11 protein-coding genes are annotated in these 12,977 nt (G+C 47.5%); 7 read left to right on the top strand and 4 right to left on the bottom strand.

Going from position 1 to position 12,977, the window contains the following annotated elements:
* The first annotated feature begins 58 nt into the window (after positions 1-58).
* Positions 59-1,090, top strand: a complete 1,032-nt coding sequence (locus MKZ13_RS02730; RefSeq protein WP_091018583.1) for a ribonucleotide-diphosphate reductase subunit beta — start codon at positions 59-61, stop codon at positions 1,088-1,090.
* A gap of 112 nt (positions 1,091-1,202) precedes the next feature.
* Here the strand turns inward: MKZ13_RS02730 and MKZ13_RS02725 are convergent, their stop codons facing one another.
* On the bottom strand, positions 1,203-1,607 hold the full coding sequence (locus MKZ13_RS02725) for a DUF6516 family protein (RefSeq protein WP_339181579.1): 405 nt from the start codon (positions 1,605-1,607) through the stop codon (positions 1,203-1,205).
* On the bottom strand, positions 1,582-2,289 hold the full coding sequence (locus tag MKZ13_RS02720; protein ID WP_221823690.1) for a helix-turn-helix domain-containing protein: 708 nt from the start codon (positions 2,287-2,289) through the stop codon (positions 1,582-1,584). The genes MKZ13_RS02725 and MKZ13_RS02720 overlap by 26 nt, the downstream gene beginning before the upstream one ends.
* Before the next feature lie 212 nt (positions 2,290-2,501).
* On the opposite strand from MKZ13_RS02720, the gene MKZ13_RS02715 reads away from it, so the two are divergent.
* Together MKZ13_RS02715 and MKZ13_RS02710 are read left to right on the top strand one after the other, a co-directional pair.
* Positions 2,502-3,476 carry an SMI1/KNR4 family protein gene (locus MKZ13_RS02715; protein WP_221823692.1) on the top strand — a complete coding sequence of 325 codons (975 nt, stop codon included), beginning with the start codon at positions 2,502-2,504 and terminating at the stop codon, positions 3,474-3,476.
* A gap of 21 nt (positions 3,477-3,497) precedes the next feature.
* Positions 3,498-4,532 (top strand): aminoglycoside phosphotransferase family protein, encoded by a 1,035-nt coding sequence (locus MKZ13_RS02710; RefSeq protein WP_339181575.1) that lies wholly within the window; start codon positions 3,498-3,500, stop codon positions 4,530-4,532.
* A gap of 184 nt (positions 4,533-4,716) precedes the next feature.
* Here MKZ13_RS02710 and MKZ13_RS02705 read toward each other — a convergent pair whose 3' ends face one another.
* Both MKZ13_RS02705 and fosB read right to left on the bottom strand, forming a co-directional pair.
* Positions 4,717-6,528, bottom strand: a complete 1,812-nt coding sequence (locus MKZ13_RS02705) for a S9 family peptidase (protein WP_339181573.1) — start codon at positions 6,526-6,528, stop codon at positions 4,717-4,719.
* 140 nt (positions 6,529-6,668) lie between these two features.
* Positions 6,669-7,088: a metallothiol transferase FosB gene (fosB, locus tag MKZ13_RS02700; protein ID WP_339181572.1), complete on the bottom strand. Its 420-nt coding sequence runs from the start codon at positions 7,086-7,088 to the stop codon at positions 6,669-6,671.
* A 157-nt stretch (positions 7,089-7,245) separates the two neighbouring features.
* Between fosB and MKZ13_RS02695 the strand changes: the two genes are divergently transcribed.
* The 4 genes from MKZ13_RS02695 (at position 7,246) to MKZ13_RS02680 (ending at position 12,933) form a co-directional block, all read left to right on the top strand.
* Positions 7,246-8,145, top strand: a complete 900-nt coding sequence (locus MKZ13_RS02695; protein WP_339181570.1) for a glucose 1-dehydrogenase — start codon at positions 7,246-7,248, stop codon at positions 8,143-8,145.
* A gap of 123 nt (positions 8,146-8,268) precedes the next feature.
* Positions 8,269-9,879 (top strand): gamma-glutamyltransferase family protein, encoded by a 1,611-nt coding sequence (locus tag MKZ13_RS02690; RefSeq protein WP_221823755.1) that lies wholly within the window; start codon positions 8,269-8,271, stop codon positions 9,877-9,879.
* A 367-nt stretch (positions 9,880-10,246) separates the two neighbouring features.
* Positions 10,247-11,254 (top strand): BMP family ABC transporter substrate-binding protein, encoded by a 1,008-nt coding sequence (locus MKZ13_RS02685; protein WP_221823701.1) that lies wholly within the window; start codon positions 10,247-10,249, stop codon positions 11,252-11,254.
* 26 nt (positions 11,255-11,280) lie between these two features.
* Entirely contained in the window at positions 11,281-12,933 is a 1,653-nt protein-coding gene (locus MKZ13_RS02680; protein WP_221823703.1) for a methyl-accepting chemotaxis protein, read from the top strand.
* Positions 12,934-12,977 lie beyond the last annotated feature (44 nt).

Below are 12,977 nucleotides of genomic sequence, written 5' to 3'. Positions count from 1 at the left end.
TGATTCCCCAAAGTTCTGTCGGCAGAACATTATGAAATTTCAAGGAGTGAACGGAACAATGCAAGTACAGAAAATTTTCAACACCGAAGCCCCTAACCAATCAACACGTATTATTGAAGGTGAATGCTCCGGTATCCTGAACTGGAACGACATTCGCATGCCTCATATGTACAAATTATACAAAGTATTGCTGCTCAATCACTGGATCGCAGACGAGATTCCAATGTCCAAAGATGCTTCCCAGTTTGCTCAACTGGACGAGGAAGAGCAACGTACGTTTAAAATCAACATCTCTCTGCTCGCGGTACTTGATTCCATGCAGACGATGTTTGTTGGTGACGTAAAACGTTACTTTACCGATTCTTCACTCGAAGCGATCTCGGCCATTATCGGACAACAGGAAGTCGTTCATAACCAATCGTATTCCTACGTCCTGTCTTCGATCGTATCTGATCGGGAGCAAAAGGAAATTTTTGAATACTGGAAACATGATCCAGTTCTGCTTGACCGTAACCGTTTCATCGCAGACATCTACCAAACATTCCGGGATGAGCCGTCTCCACAGACGTTCTTCCAGGCTATGGTAGCCGATCTGGTACTCGAAGGTATCTTCTTCTATAGTACGTTTGCCTTCTTCTACAATCTGGCCCGTGACCAGAAAATGATGGCAACCAGCCAGATGATCTCGTATATCCAGCGGGATGAAAACCAACACTGTTACTTCTTCGCTGAAGTGTACAAACAGTTGCTGGTAGACTTCCCTGAACTGAACACACCTGAGAACATGGACTATGTATACAAAACAATCCATCGTGCTGTTGAACTTGAAACCAACTGGGCACATTACACACTCAGCAACGTGCGCGGTATTGACCTGAACGAGTTGGAAGATTACATCAAGTACATCGCCAACAAACGTCTGCGTCTGATGGGGATGGAAAAAGCATATGAAGGTGTGGATGTAAACTGCATGCCTTGGATCAAACCATTCTCCGATGAAGCATTGAATGCAACCAAAACCGACTTCTTCGAAGCTAAATCCCGTAACTACGGTAAAGTTGGCGACGATAACGGATTTGACGATTTGTAATAAAGAATAGACTATAAATAAAAACAACACTCCCTGAACTGTGGCTATCATGCCTAAGTTCAGGGAGTGTTGTTTAATTCGTATGTACAAACATTATATCAGCGTTGAACTATTATAATTTAATAGAGATATTTCTTAATCTAATAAATTCAAGAATCGTATATAATTCTTGAAATTTTTCATTATTCAATCTTCTTTCATTTGCCGTATGAATATGAAACGGGTCATACATCGTGATATTAGCGGGTGTTTCATCAGGATGATAGTGAGCATGGAATTTCATAACCAACTCCTTTTGATCATCATACCAATCATACCAATATAACTCGATGAATCCCCCGTTTCGATCTATCTCCTCTACACAGTACATCTTCGATAAATCATTAAAGACAATTGTTTTACGAATAGTTCTAGTGCTGCTTGGAAGACCCTGGGCACCATCTCGAATCTCCATAATAATATCTGAAAAATCATTCTCAATAAAACGAAAATTACTTTTCGGTATCTTTAAAGCCAAGATGCTGCCTCCCCAAATGGTGTTTCCAAACTTGTGCATCGGTTTCTTCTTCAGGTGTTAAATTCAATTTAGTTCCGAGTGTCCGTTCGAATTCCCCTTTGTATTTATCTTCGTATAAGGCAATTTGCCCCGTGTGGTAATCCAGGTCACTGACTTCTATTGTGGATTGGCGTCCTGCCTCTTCCTTTTTCCACATAGTCACAATCTCTTTAATCGTCGTTCTTTTACCTGATCCATACACATATGTAGTATCGTCTGGGATGAGATTATGTTTGTTGGACCCGGCTCTTTGAATCCCCATAAAACGGCCTTGATCAATCCAGTTAAAAATCGTCGTAATACTCACTCCAAAAAATACAGATAATTCTTTAGGAGTATAAGAACGTACAGCTTCAATAGAAGGAACACCACTGTCTGTAATTCCTGTCGGTACATTCACTGCTTGACTTAACGCATGTTTGAGAAGAGTAACATACTTTTCTCTAAAGATATCAGCATCTTCAAAGATAGATTCATCCAGGCTACGAACAAATTCAGTATTATTCTTGACTGCAAGTGCCAGCACTTTGAACAGTAAAATGCTATTATCCGTATTGCTCAAGCTCTGAACTAACTCAGAAGCAATCTCATCTGTGTTCTGACTAAATATATTCTTTTCAACTCTTGTAATTCCCATATCCATCTCACCTCACACTCCTAGTATAGGATAGTAAAGTTTAACTTTCAACACAATACTTAAACAAAGTTAAACATAACCTAAACTTTATGGATTAAACTTAAAGTATACTTACACAGTATGCTACGAAGATGCTGATTTATACATTCTCCAACCAACACGCACTTATTATATAATGAAAGAGATTCATACCCCTCCTACGGAAGTGAGGCCTATTCATGGAAAAAGAACTGCTGGAACAAATTAATTTGTGGCATGAGCAGGACCAATTCAGTCTCATTATTGAACATATTGAACGTATCCCCGTCTCAGAGCGGGATTATGATCTGATTGGTCAACTCGCCAGAGCCTATAATAATGATGCACGTTGTCACAAAGCCATTCAACAACTGTTGTCTGTCGAGGAGCAAGGAGTAAACGACCCGCTCTGGCAATACCGCTTGGGTTATGCATACTGTCATATAGCGAGTTATGAACAGGCACTACTGGCTTTTGAGAGAGCTAACGAACTTCAGCCACATGATGAATCAACCCTTGAATTTCTAAGTCAGATTCGACCTTTCGCTGAGAAGATGCGGCGGGATCGACAACGCCATGAAGAACAAGTAACAGAATGGGAGCAGCGTGGCACGTTGAACCATCTTCGTGCTGCTTCAGGAACCTACGACCCAGGGACATTCTGGAAACAGAGTGATTATGCACGGGACAACCATGTGTCGGCTCCCTTTGACGAAGCCACGATTGTTTCGATTGAACACGAATTGGGTTACAAGCTCCCTGCCTCCTATATTCAACTGATGAATACGCAAAACGGCGGTATCCCTGCGCTCACTGTATTTCCCACCCAAGAAGCGACTTCCTGGGCTGAGGATCACATTGCCATTTCAAGCATTATGGGAATCGGACACGATAAAACATACGCACTCGCTGGTGAGCTGGGAAGTCGGTTCATGATCGAGGATTGGGGATACCCCGACCTGGGGATTGTGATCTGTGATTGTCCATCCGCTGGTCATGATGTCGTTATGCTGGATTATCGCTTCTGCGGCCCTGAAGGTGAACCTTGTGTCGTTCATGTAGATCAGGAAAATGATTATGAGATTACATATCTTGCGCCGAATTTTGAAGCTTTCATCCGTGGATTGGTCGATGAGGATACGTATGACCTGTCTGACGAAGAGAATGAGGACTAATATCCAGGAGGGTCCGGCCATATGACAACCCGTATATATTTTGGTTCCAATCAACTTGGCGAAGTGGCCGCAGTTTCATTGCAGGATGCGCTGAATGAGCTTGACCTGGGAACCCTTGAAGATTATCGACGAACAGATAAAGGTGTTATGGGTCAGACACTGCTCATTCGCTCTTCCCGTGGAGAATATATTCTGAAAGGCAATCCTTTATATGCAGGACAGTTACAGGAAGAAAGGTTCTTTGTAGAACAACTGGCAAAACATACGTCCATTCCTGTCCCTGATCCATATTTATTACATGAAGATACCCATCTGCTAGGCTGGAGTTATGCCATAATGCCGCGCCTGCCCGGGAATCACCTGTATGATCCAGCATTCCAGGCTTCACTGTCACAGCAAGATCAGGAAGAGATCGCCTGTATGTTTGCCCATACTTTGGCTGAACTGCACCGCTGGAAGGTGCCCGATGCCGGGGAATATGATCCTGTAGCGCAGCAGATTGTTTCCTTTGCAGGCGATTATCTGGACTGGTTGTACGGGACCATTCGTCACTGGTTACATGATGCTGAACAGTACTCGGTGATTACGGATGAAGATGTTCAGTGGGTGGACGAGCAATTCAAAAATGCTGAACCGGCATTTCGGTCCAAAGCTGTTCCATGTTTTGTCATGGGAGACTTCAAGGTCGAGAATATTTTGATTCAAAATCCGAATGACCGTTCTTCAGGGTGGCAGATTAGTGGTTTGTTCGATTTTACAACCGCCTACTTCGGAGATGGCACAGCCGACCTAACCAAAATATCCACCAGGTATGTTCGTGAGGGTCAACCAGAACTGGCCGCACAGTTCCTTCGCTGCTACCGGGATCTGGTCTGTGCAGCAGATGAAGAGAAATGCCAACACTTCCGCACACGTCTCAGCATGCATCTGCTCTATCAACGTATCTTATGGTGGGGGGAAGCCAAAGCGACTGGACAAGTGACGTGGGCAGCCGACCTGCCTTTGGCACAGTGGGCGCAGCAGTCCATTAATTCAATTGTCACATTGCTGGATTAGTAGATTAATTAGTAGATTTGAACAGGTCGCTCAATGGATAACAGTCTTCCAAACTAACGCATGTATCGTTCCATATATGCCGCCCAACAAGCGGGCGCACGCATAAAACCGCCAAAGATCAAGGATGATCTCTGGCGGTTTTCCTCATCTCACTATATTTTGTTCAACGATGGAATCCCTCAACTTAAGCTTGTGCAATCGGTGCCTCCTGATGTTTCTGCAAAAACTCCAACATCCGGCGGTATACGAGAATCTCATTTGCCTTTCTGGAGAATCCGTGGCCCTCATCGTCCAGAACGATGTATTCCACATCCATTCCCTTGGACTGGAGCGCGGCCACGATCTGATCGGATTCGGCCTTCACGACCCTTGGATCATTAGCACCCTGAATGACCAGCATTGGATTCACCATCTGATCGAGATACGTAATCGGTGAATCCTTCGTTAAACGTTCGCGGTCACGGATCGGATCACCCAGCCAGTTATCCATCATCGGCTTCCAGTCTTCCGGCACGGATTCCAGGAATGTGAACAGGTTACTTGGCCCAAAAATATCGACCGCAGCCCGGAACAGCTCCGGATGGCGACCTGCCAATAACAGGGTCATATATCCCCCATAACTTCCCCCTACCACAAACAACCGTTCTGGCGAGGTGATTCCCTGATCGAACAACCAGTTGATCCCGGCAACACAGTCCAGCCTTGGACCATCACCCCAATCACGCTCAACCATCTTGACGAATTCCGCACCATATCCGGTACTGCCCCGGAAATTCGGTGCAAAGACATGATAGCCCTGAGCGAGCATCATCTGGAACATCGGCCGAAAAAACTTCGCTTCGGATGCTTGCGGCCCACCATGAGGCCAAAATACGGTGTAGCCATTGGCCTGCTCTGGTTTTGCTTTGAACAAGAGAGCTTCGATCTCCAGTCCGTCGTAGGAGTTATACCGAATAACGTCAGGGTACACGAGATCACTTGGGTCCAGTCCGGTTACCCGATTGGCAGTCAGCGGCTCCCAGGACTCATCACCTGCGATTTTGCGATAAATGTTATGCGGTTGGATCGCTCCACGTCCGAGGATATACACATTACCAGCCTTCGTAACGTTCACCTGCTCTATCGTATCCAGCGGCATCTCTATGCGCCGAGGCTCATCGGCATTTTTGCCCAATACGTACATACGATTCTCCGGCCCTGTAAGTGTCCAGAAATATAAGGTCTCGGAAGCCTGATGCCAGCGGATAAACTCCACATCTTCCCCTTCGATTCGGCACAATAAACGGAATTCGCGGGTATCAATACGGTACTCAGCCACATAAGCGTATGCGGAGTCATCATTGGTAATGAACAGAAGACGATTATCATCTGCAAAAATCAGATCGGATACCTGACTATGACGTTCTGAAGCTGGCAGAATCTCCATTTCTTCATTGTTACGATGCAAATGCGCCGTCTGATACGTATTGGAGTACATTTTTAAAATGACATAACTCTTCTCGTCAGGACTTACAGCCACCAGGCTGCTCGTAACCTCTTCTCCACTGTATAACAGTTCATCTTCTCCTGTCTCCAGATCGATGCGGCGTGAATTCAGATAATTCGGATTACCCGCGTTGGTGACATAATAGAGACGTTGTCCATCCTCGGACAAATCAGCGAAATAACAGCGATCATTAGGTTCTGCCGGAACCACAGGCAGTGGGACACCACCCTCGGGCGGAAGTGCATACAGATGATAGTTCTCATCTCCATCCCGATCAAATGCAGTAAGAAGATGACGTCCTTTCGGGTCTGCTTTGATAAATTGACTGCTCTGATTCAAGTACGTTAAAGGATACGGGTATCCTCCAGGCAAATCCATCGCCCAAATATTCGGCTGACCGTTCAGATTGCTGTCCATGAACAAACGTTTCTCGTCTGCCGATACGGCAAAATGCGAAATACGGTACGTCTGAAAATATTGCTCGACATCCGGCTTAGGGAACTGAATCATGACAAACCTCCTTGGAATTGAACCAACGAATTTAACATTGGTAAATTAAGGTAACCTTTGTCCATATTATAGGTAATTCCAATGTTTAGACAATAGATATGTGAGTTATAATTGCAGATTTTCTCAATTTGCACATGAACTCACGGATAAAAGGTCATATGAGCCTTGTCTTCGCGATAATAATCCAGCCTTTGCTTCATCGTACCTGTATGCAGTTCGAACAGATGACCATCCGGATCGGTGAAATATACAGATAATGCATCCCGCGGATCTCTTGGCCTTCCGGGAAGAATGTCAGCACCCGCTGCTCGCAGCTGCTGCACAGACGCGTTGAACTCCTCTTCTGTAACGGTAAATGCAATATGGGTATAGGTTCGTTCCGTATAGTTGCGAATAACATCCTCCTGATTCAGGGCAATCCACAGACCGGCAAGCTCAAAATAAGCCAGTTTGCGTCCTTTCACCTGAATTCGGGCACCGAGAGCCTGCTCATAAAAGGTAATGGCCCGCTCCAGATTGGATACGGAAAAGCACAAATGATTAATTCCTTGAATATTCATGTGGCTCCTGACACCTCCATCGATTTAAGGATCTATCCTTATTATGGTATATTCTGTGCAATAAAAACAACCGTTCTGCTGCTTCCTCCCGCACCTTCTTCTGGGCGAATGCATAGGTTATCCGTATCAATGAACGTTCGAGGAGGATGTAAAGCGAATGAATCCTGTCTATCCTTTTTATGGTAAGAAAACGGTATGCAAGGACCAAAAACTGGCATTTCCACCCCAGCATCAGGACCAGCAACCCGGTCTGGAAACCCTGATGGTGCCTGAACCAATTAGTGAAGATCCTGCCTATATCGGCAGCTGTAAACTCCAAGGTAAAGTTGCCATTATTACGGGTGGTGACAGTGGAATCGGCCGGGCGGCCGCCATCGCTTTTGCCAAGGAAGGTGCGGATATCGTCATTGCTTATCTATATGAACGGACAGATGCCGAAAGGACTCGTGAACGGATCGAAGAAATCGGACAGCGCTGTCTCTTAATCGAGATTGATCTCCGCTTAAAGGAAAACTGTGAAGCCGTCATCCGCACAACCATGGAAACGTACGGGAAGATCGATATTCTGGTCAACAATCATGGCGTACAGTATGTGCAGCCAAGTATCGTTGATATTACAGAAGAGCAGCTGTATCACACCTTTCAGACAAATGTGTTCGCCTATTTCTTTCTGATTCAGGCCGCTCTCCCCCATCTGTGCAGAGGTGCCTCCATCATCAATACGGCTTCCATTACGGCATATAAAGGCAATACCCAACTGATCGACTACTCTTCTACCAAAGGAGCCGTCGTATCGCTGACTCGTGTACTCGCCCAATCGCTAGCTGCACAGGGAATCCGTGTGAATTCTGTCGCCCCGGGACCCATCTGGACACCACTCATCCCTGCCAGTTTCTCTGCGGAGGATGTACAGGTATTTGGAACAGATACGCCCATGGGTCGGGCTGGTCAGCCTTACGAACTGGCGGCAGCCTACGTTTATCTCGCTTCCCGCGATTCATCCTACGTCACAGGTGAATGCATTCATGTGAATGGCGGCGATATGGTAACGACATAGGCTGATGTCAGGTTGGATTTGGCAGGTGTGGCAGGATATCAGTTGTCCAGTTGCGAAGAGGGTTAGGAGTATGATCCGGTTATCCGGAGCCTGACATCTAGCGACAAGGAGCTGAACAACCTGATGAACTTCGATCCACTCTACCAACCGTACCCCTCTTACCGCGTGCCTGTGTATGCGAAACAAGGCATGGTCGCCACGTCTCAGCCACTGGCTGCACAAGCCGGTCTGGATGTATTGAAAAAAGGCGGCAATGCCATTGATGCCGCCATTGCAACTGCGGCAGCACTCACGGTGCTGGAGCCCACGTCTAATGGCATTGGAGGCGATGCTTTTGCCCTCGTATGGACCGAGGGCAAACTGCATGGCCTGAATGCCAGCGGCCCTGCGCCTCAGGGCATATCCATTGAGGCGCTTCAAGCGGCAGGCTATACGGAGATGCCGAAGCTTGGGGTTGTTCCGGTGACGGTGCCTGGCGCACCGGCGGGTTGGGCTGAGTTGAGCCGCCGTTTTGGGCGGCTCACGCTGGCGGAAGCGCTGGAACCGGCCATCCGCTATGCGGAGGAAGGTTATCCGCTTGCGCCTGGGCTGGCCCGCCATTGGGCAAGGGCAGCCGAGATCTATGCACGCCAGGGTGATGCGGAGGCAGGCCGTGCGTGGTTTGAGACATTTGCTCCAGGCGGGCGTGTTCCCGCAGCTGGAGAGATGTGGCGCTCGCCGGATCATGCGGCGACTTTGCGCCAGATTGGCGAGAGCGAAGCGCGAGACTTTTACGAAGGAGAACTGGCAGAGCGCATTCATTCCTTTATGGCAGAGCACGGTGGTTATCTGACTCGCGAAGATCTGAAGGCTTTTCAGCCGGAGTGGGTTGATCCCATCTCCGTCTCCTATCGTGGTTACGATGTATGGGAGATTCCGCCGAATGGACAAGGACTGATTGCTCTCGCGGCGCTTAATCTGCTGAAGGGATATGATTTTGACGAGAAAGAATCCGTTCTGGCGTATCATCAGCAACTTGAAGCCATGAAGCTGGCGTTTGCCGATGGGGAGAAATATATTACCGAAGAACGCAAAATGGGTGTGACCGTGGAGGAACTGCTGTCCGAGGCATACACAGAAGAACGGCGCAAACTCATTGGTGATACCGCACGCGCACCTGAGGCAGGTGATCCACGCGCAAGTGGAACCGTCTATCTGGCTACGGCCGATGGTGAAGGCAATATGGTTTCCTTTATCCAGAGTAACTATATGGGCTTCGGGTCTGGACTCGTTGTTCCGGGGACGGGCATTGCATTGCAGAATCGTGGACACAACTTCTCACTGGACCCGAATCATGCAAATGCACTGGAGCCGGGCAAACGAACGTATCACACGATTATTCCGGGGTTCCTCACCCGTGGCAGCGAAGCGGTTGGGCCATTCGGTGTCATGGGTGGTTTCATGCAGCCGCAAGGTCATGTGCAGGTGGTCATGAATACGATCGATTATCATCTGAACCCACAGGCCGCCTTGGATTCTCCGCGCTGGCAGTGGACGAAGGGCAAAACAATTCTCGTGGAACCGGGTTTCCCACAGCACATTGCACAGGCACTCGCCCGCAAGGGACATGATATTCAAGTGGCACTCGATCCATCCCAGTTTGGACGTGGTCAGATCATCTGGCGCAACCCGGACAATGGCGTATTATGCGGGGGTACGGAAACCCGAGCGGATGGCTCGATTGCGGCTTGGTAAAACTCGCGTCATTTTTATAATAGGATGATTACCTTATCATCCGTATAGGGTGCTATTCTATGGCACAAGAGAGATGATTCACGTCATCTCTCTTGTGCCTTTTTTGGACTTCTAACATCAGCAAACAACATACTGTAGATATTCAGGTACCCTTTTAACCAGAGAAATGTAAAAATAATGTGTAATTCATGAAAAATATTTATTTTTTCGTAAATTTTCACTACATATCATAAATCACAGTGCCTTTCTGACCGATATAGATAAAGGGAAATCCTCACCATACGTGTCATCATGTATACGTCATTCCCTGGAGCTAAGGAACCATGCAAAACAGAAAAATGCGACTACAGAAATGAGGGTACCACATATGAAAACAAACAAGAACAGACGCGCAGGTCTAGGTCTCACCCTAATGTTGATCCTGACGGTACTGATCCTGGGGGCATGTTCGGCCAATAATACAACAACGGCAACAGACACAAGAACGAAGGTTGGAATCGTGCTTACGGAAGTGGGTCTGGGTGACCGTTCTTTTAATGATGCTGCTTTTGATGGACTGGTTCAGGCCAGAAATGAGAAAAGCATTGTCTTTGACTATCGTGAACCAGGCGAGAATGCCGAAGTTGCATTTGAAGAGTTTGCGGAAGCCAAATTTGATCTGGTTATCGGCCTGAGTGATGTTGTCCAAGCGGATATGGAGAAAGTTGCAGCCAAATATCCTGACCAGCAGTTCCTCATGATTGACAGTCAGTCCGAACTGCCTAACATCGCCTCCATTTCATTCCGGGCGGAAGAAGGAAGTTATCTGGCAGGCGTTATTGCTGCTATGGCTTCAACGGAAGATCATGTTGGCTTCATTGGTGGAATGGAGATACCTGTCCTTCGTAATTTCGAGCAGGGTTTTAAACAAGGTGTTCTGGCTGTCAAGCCGGATGCAACCGTTGATGCCGTCTACGCAGGGGACTTCGGTGATGCTGATCTCGGTGAACAACTGGCTGCACAGATGATTCAGGAGAAGGGCGCTGACGTGATCTACGTTGCTGCCGGTCTCACAGGCGTAGGCGCACTGACGGAGATTCAGAAATTAGGGAAATACGCCATCGGTGTAGATACCGATCAATTCTTTTTGGCGGAAAAAGCCATTCTTACGTCCATGCTGAAAAATGTGGATGTCTCTATCTATAATGCCGTTAACACGTTTGTTCAAAACAATCATACCTTCCCTCAAAAGGAAATCGTGGAGGGGCTGGCGGAGAACGCCGTGGGTCTGACTGCTCTACATAATATCACGCTCAGTGATGAACAACAGCAAACCTTCGAAGATCTGAAGGCAAAGATCTCTTCCGGTCAAATCAAAATTAAGCTTGATCAATAACCCATCGGATACGAGGAGGTACGCTCATGAAACTACAGGGAAAACTGATATTTAATGCTCTAATTTCACTGCTTCTATGCCTTGTGCTAGTGGCTTATATCATCATGCAATTGCTCGGCATGAATGCCAAAAATCAAAATCTGGTACCCGCCATGCTCAAGGTGAGTGAACTGAATGCCAATCAGATTCAGACCCAGCAGGCGCTGGATGTCTACTCATTCTCCATGACAGCAGGAAACCAGGACGCCGTACTTCGCTTGCTGGATGAAGGCCAAACGATGATTCAGGAGCTTACGGACGGATTGCTCGAAACAGATCAGCAGTTACAACTTATTCAGTCCATCGAGACAAAATTAGAAGCTCTCAACCAGGGAGCCACAGAAGCGATGAGCAAGATGAACAGTGCGGAAGCAAAACGTTACAGCACTCGGGTTCGGGGCATACAGAATGATATCTATTCGTTAGATGAGATGACTCGGGATCGTTATGATCAATATACGGTTGATTTGGAACATGACATTCAGCAAACGTGGCAAGCCGCTCTGGCAGGAGCCATCGTATTGCTCGTCGCCGTAATGCTGTTTAATATGTATACTTCACGTCAGATCGCCAAACGTATTCGAACACTCAAAGACGCCGCTGGACAAATTGCGGACGGTGACCTGACCGGACAATTACCGGAAGCTCGGGGCAAAGATGAACTCGATGACCTGAGTCGCTCCTTCGGTATCATGACTCATAATATTCGTGGCATTATTCAGTCGATTGGTGAAGCGGGTCAGCGGGTCGATCTGATGGCACAAGATATTGACCGCGGTAATGATACAGCCCAAGCGATCGTACAGCAAGTATCCCGCACCACGGAGGAACTCTCGATTGGCAGTCAAAAGATTGCCGAGGATCTGAGTGAAACGGTGATGGTTGTGGACAAAATGCAGTCTACTTTCAATAGCAATCTGGAGGCCACTTCCCAATCGGTGATCGATGGTCGTGAAGTATTAACTACCGTTGAGGAAGGTAATAAGGCTGTAGCAGAGCAACTCCGCCTGGCCGAAGTGAATCGCATGGCGATGTCCGAGGTGGAACAAACGGTGCGGGAACTGGAAGAAAGCGCGGTTCGAATCACTACGATGACGGCATATGTATCGGAGATTGCCAAACAAACGACCATGCTCTCGTTAAATGCCTCCATAGAGGCTGCTCGCGCTGGAGAAGCCGGACGTGGCTTCGCTGTTGTTGCCGGCGAGGTGAACAAACTCGCCGAACAATCTGCGCAATCGGTCAAACATATCTATGCGGCTGTGGGCGAAATCACAACCTCCATGGACAAGGTGAAGAACTCTGTAGCACAGAGCATGCAGCTATTCGGCGAACAGGAACAAGCCACAAGCCAGACTCGTGAATCCTTCTCCGCCATTCGTGGAAGTGTGGAACGGATTAGTACCGGCATCCATCAGCTTGCTGAGGACATGCAACACTCCAATGAACTCAGTACACAGGTGCAACAGGCCATCGAAAATATCAGTGCCATCACCCAGCAGTCAGCTGCCAGCAGTGAAGAGATTACCGCCTCCACGTCGGAACAACAACGTTCCTTCGCTGATGCAAGTATCAAGGTGAAGTCATTGCGTGATATCAGCGCAGAGATGCATCAGGAGCTGCTGCGATTCCGGTTGTAATCAAGATGTCGGGAGAATTCGGACCGGGCGTAGTTCGGATGTCG

The sequence above is a fragment of the Paenibacillus sp. FSL R5-0701 genome (genome assembly GCF_037973995.1).
Taxonomy (GTDB): domain Bacteria; phylum Bacillota; class Bacilli; order Paenibacillales; family Paenibacillaceae; genus Paenibacillus.
This window is presented reverse-complemented; position numbering and strand designations above follow the sequence as displayed.

Coding starts and splice junctions, on each gene's coding strand:
- MKZ13_RS02730 (WP_091018583.1), top strand. CDS start 59: ATGCAAGTACAGAAAATTTTCAACACCGAAGCCCCTAACCAATCAACA.
- MKZ13_RS02720 (WP_221823690.1), bottom strand. CDS start 2,289: ATGGATATGGGAATTACAAGAGTTGAAAAGAATATATTTAGTCAGAAC.
- MKZ13_RS02715 (WP_221823692.1), top strand. CDS start 2,502: ATGGAAAAAGAACTGCTGGAACAAATTAATTTGTGGCATGAGCAGGAC.
- MKZ13_RS02710 (WP_339181575.1), top strand. CDS start 3,498: ATGACAACCCGTATATATTTTGGTTCCAATCAACTTGGCGAAGTGGCC.
- MKZ13_RS02705 (WP_339181573.1), bottom strand. CDS start 6,528: ATGATTCAGTTCCCTAAGCCGGATGTCGAGCAATATTTTCAGACGTAC.
- fosB (WP_339181572.1), bottom strand. CDS start 7,088: ATGAATATTCAAGGAATTAATCATTTGTGCTTTTCCGTATCCAATCTG.
- MKZ13_RS02695 (WP_339181570.1), top strand. CDS start 7,246: ATGAATCCTGTCTATCCTTTTTATGGTAAGAAAACGGTATGCAAGGAC.
- MKZ13_RS02690 (WP_221823755.1), top strand. CDS start 8,269: ATGAACTTCGATCCACTCTACCAACCGTACCCCTCTTACCGCGTGCCT.
- MKZ13_RS02685 (WP_221823701.1), top strand. CDS start 10,247: ATGAAAACAAACAAGAACAGACGCGCAGGTCTAGGTCTCACCCTAATG.
- MKZ13_RS02680 (WP_221823703.1), top strand. CDS start 11,281: ATGAAACTACAGGGAAAACTGATATTTAATGCTCTAATTTCACTGCTT.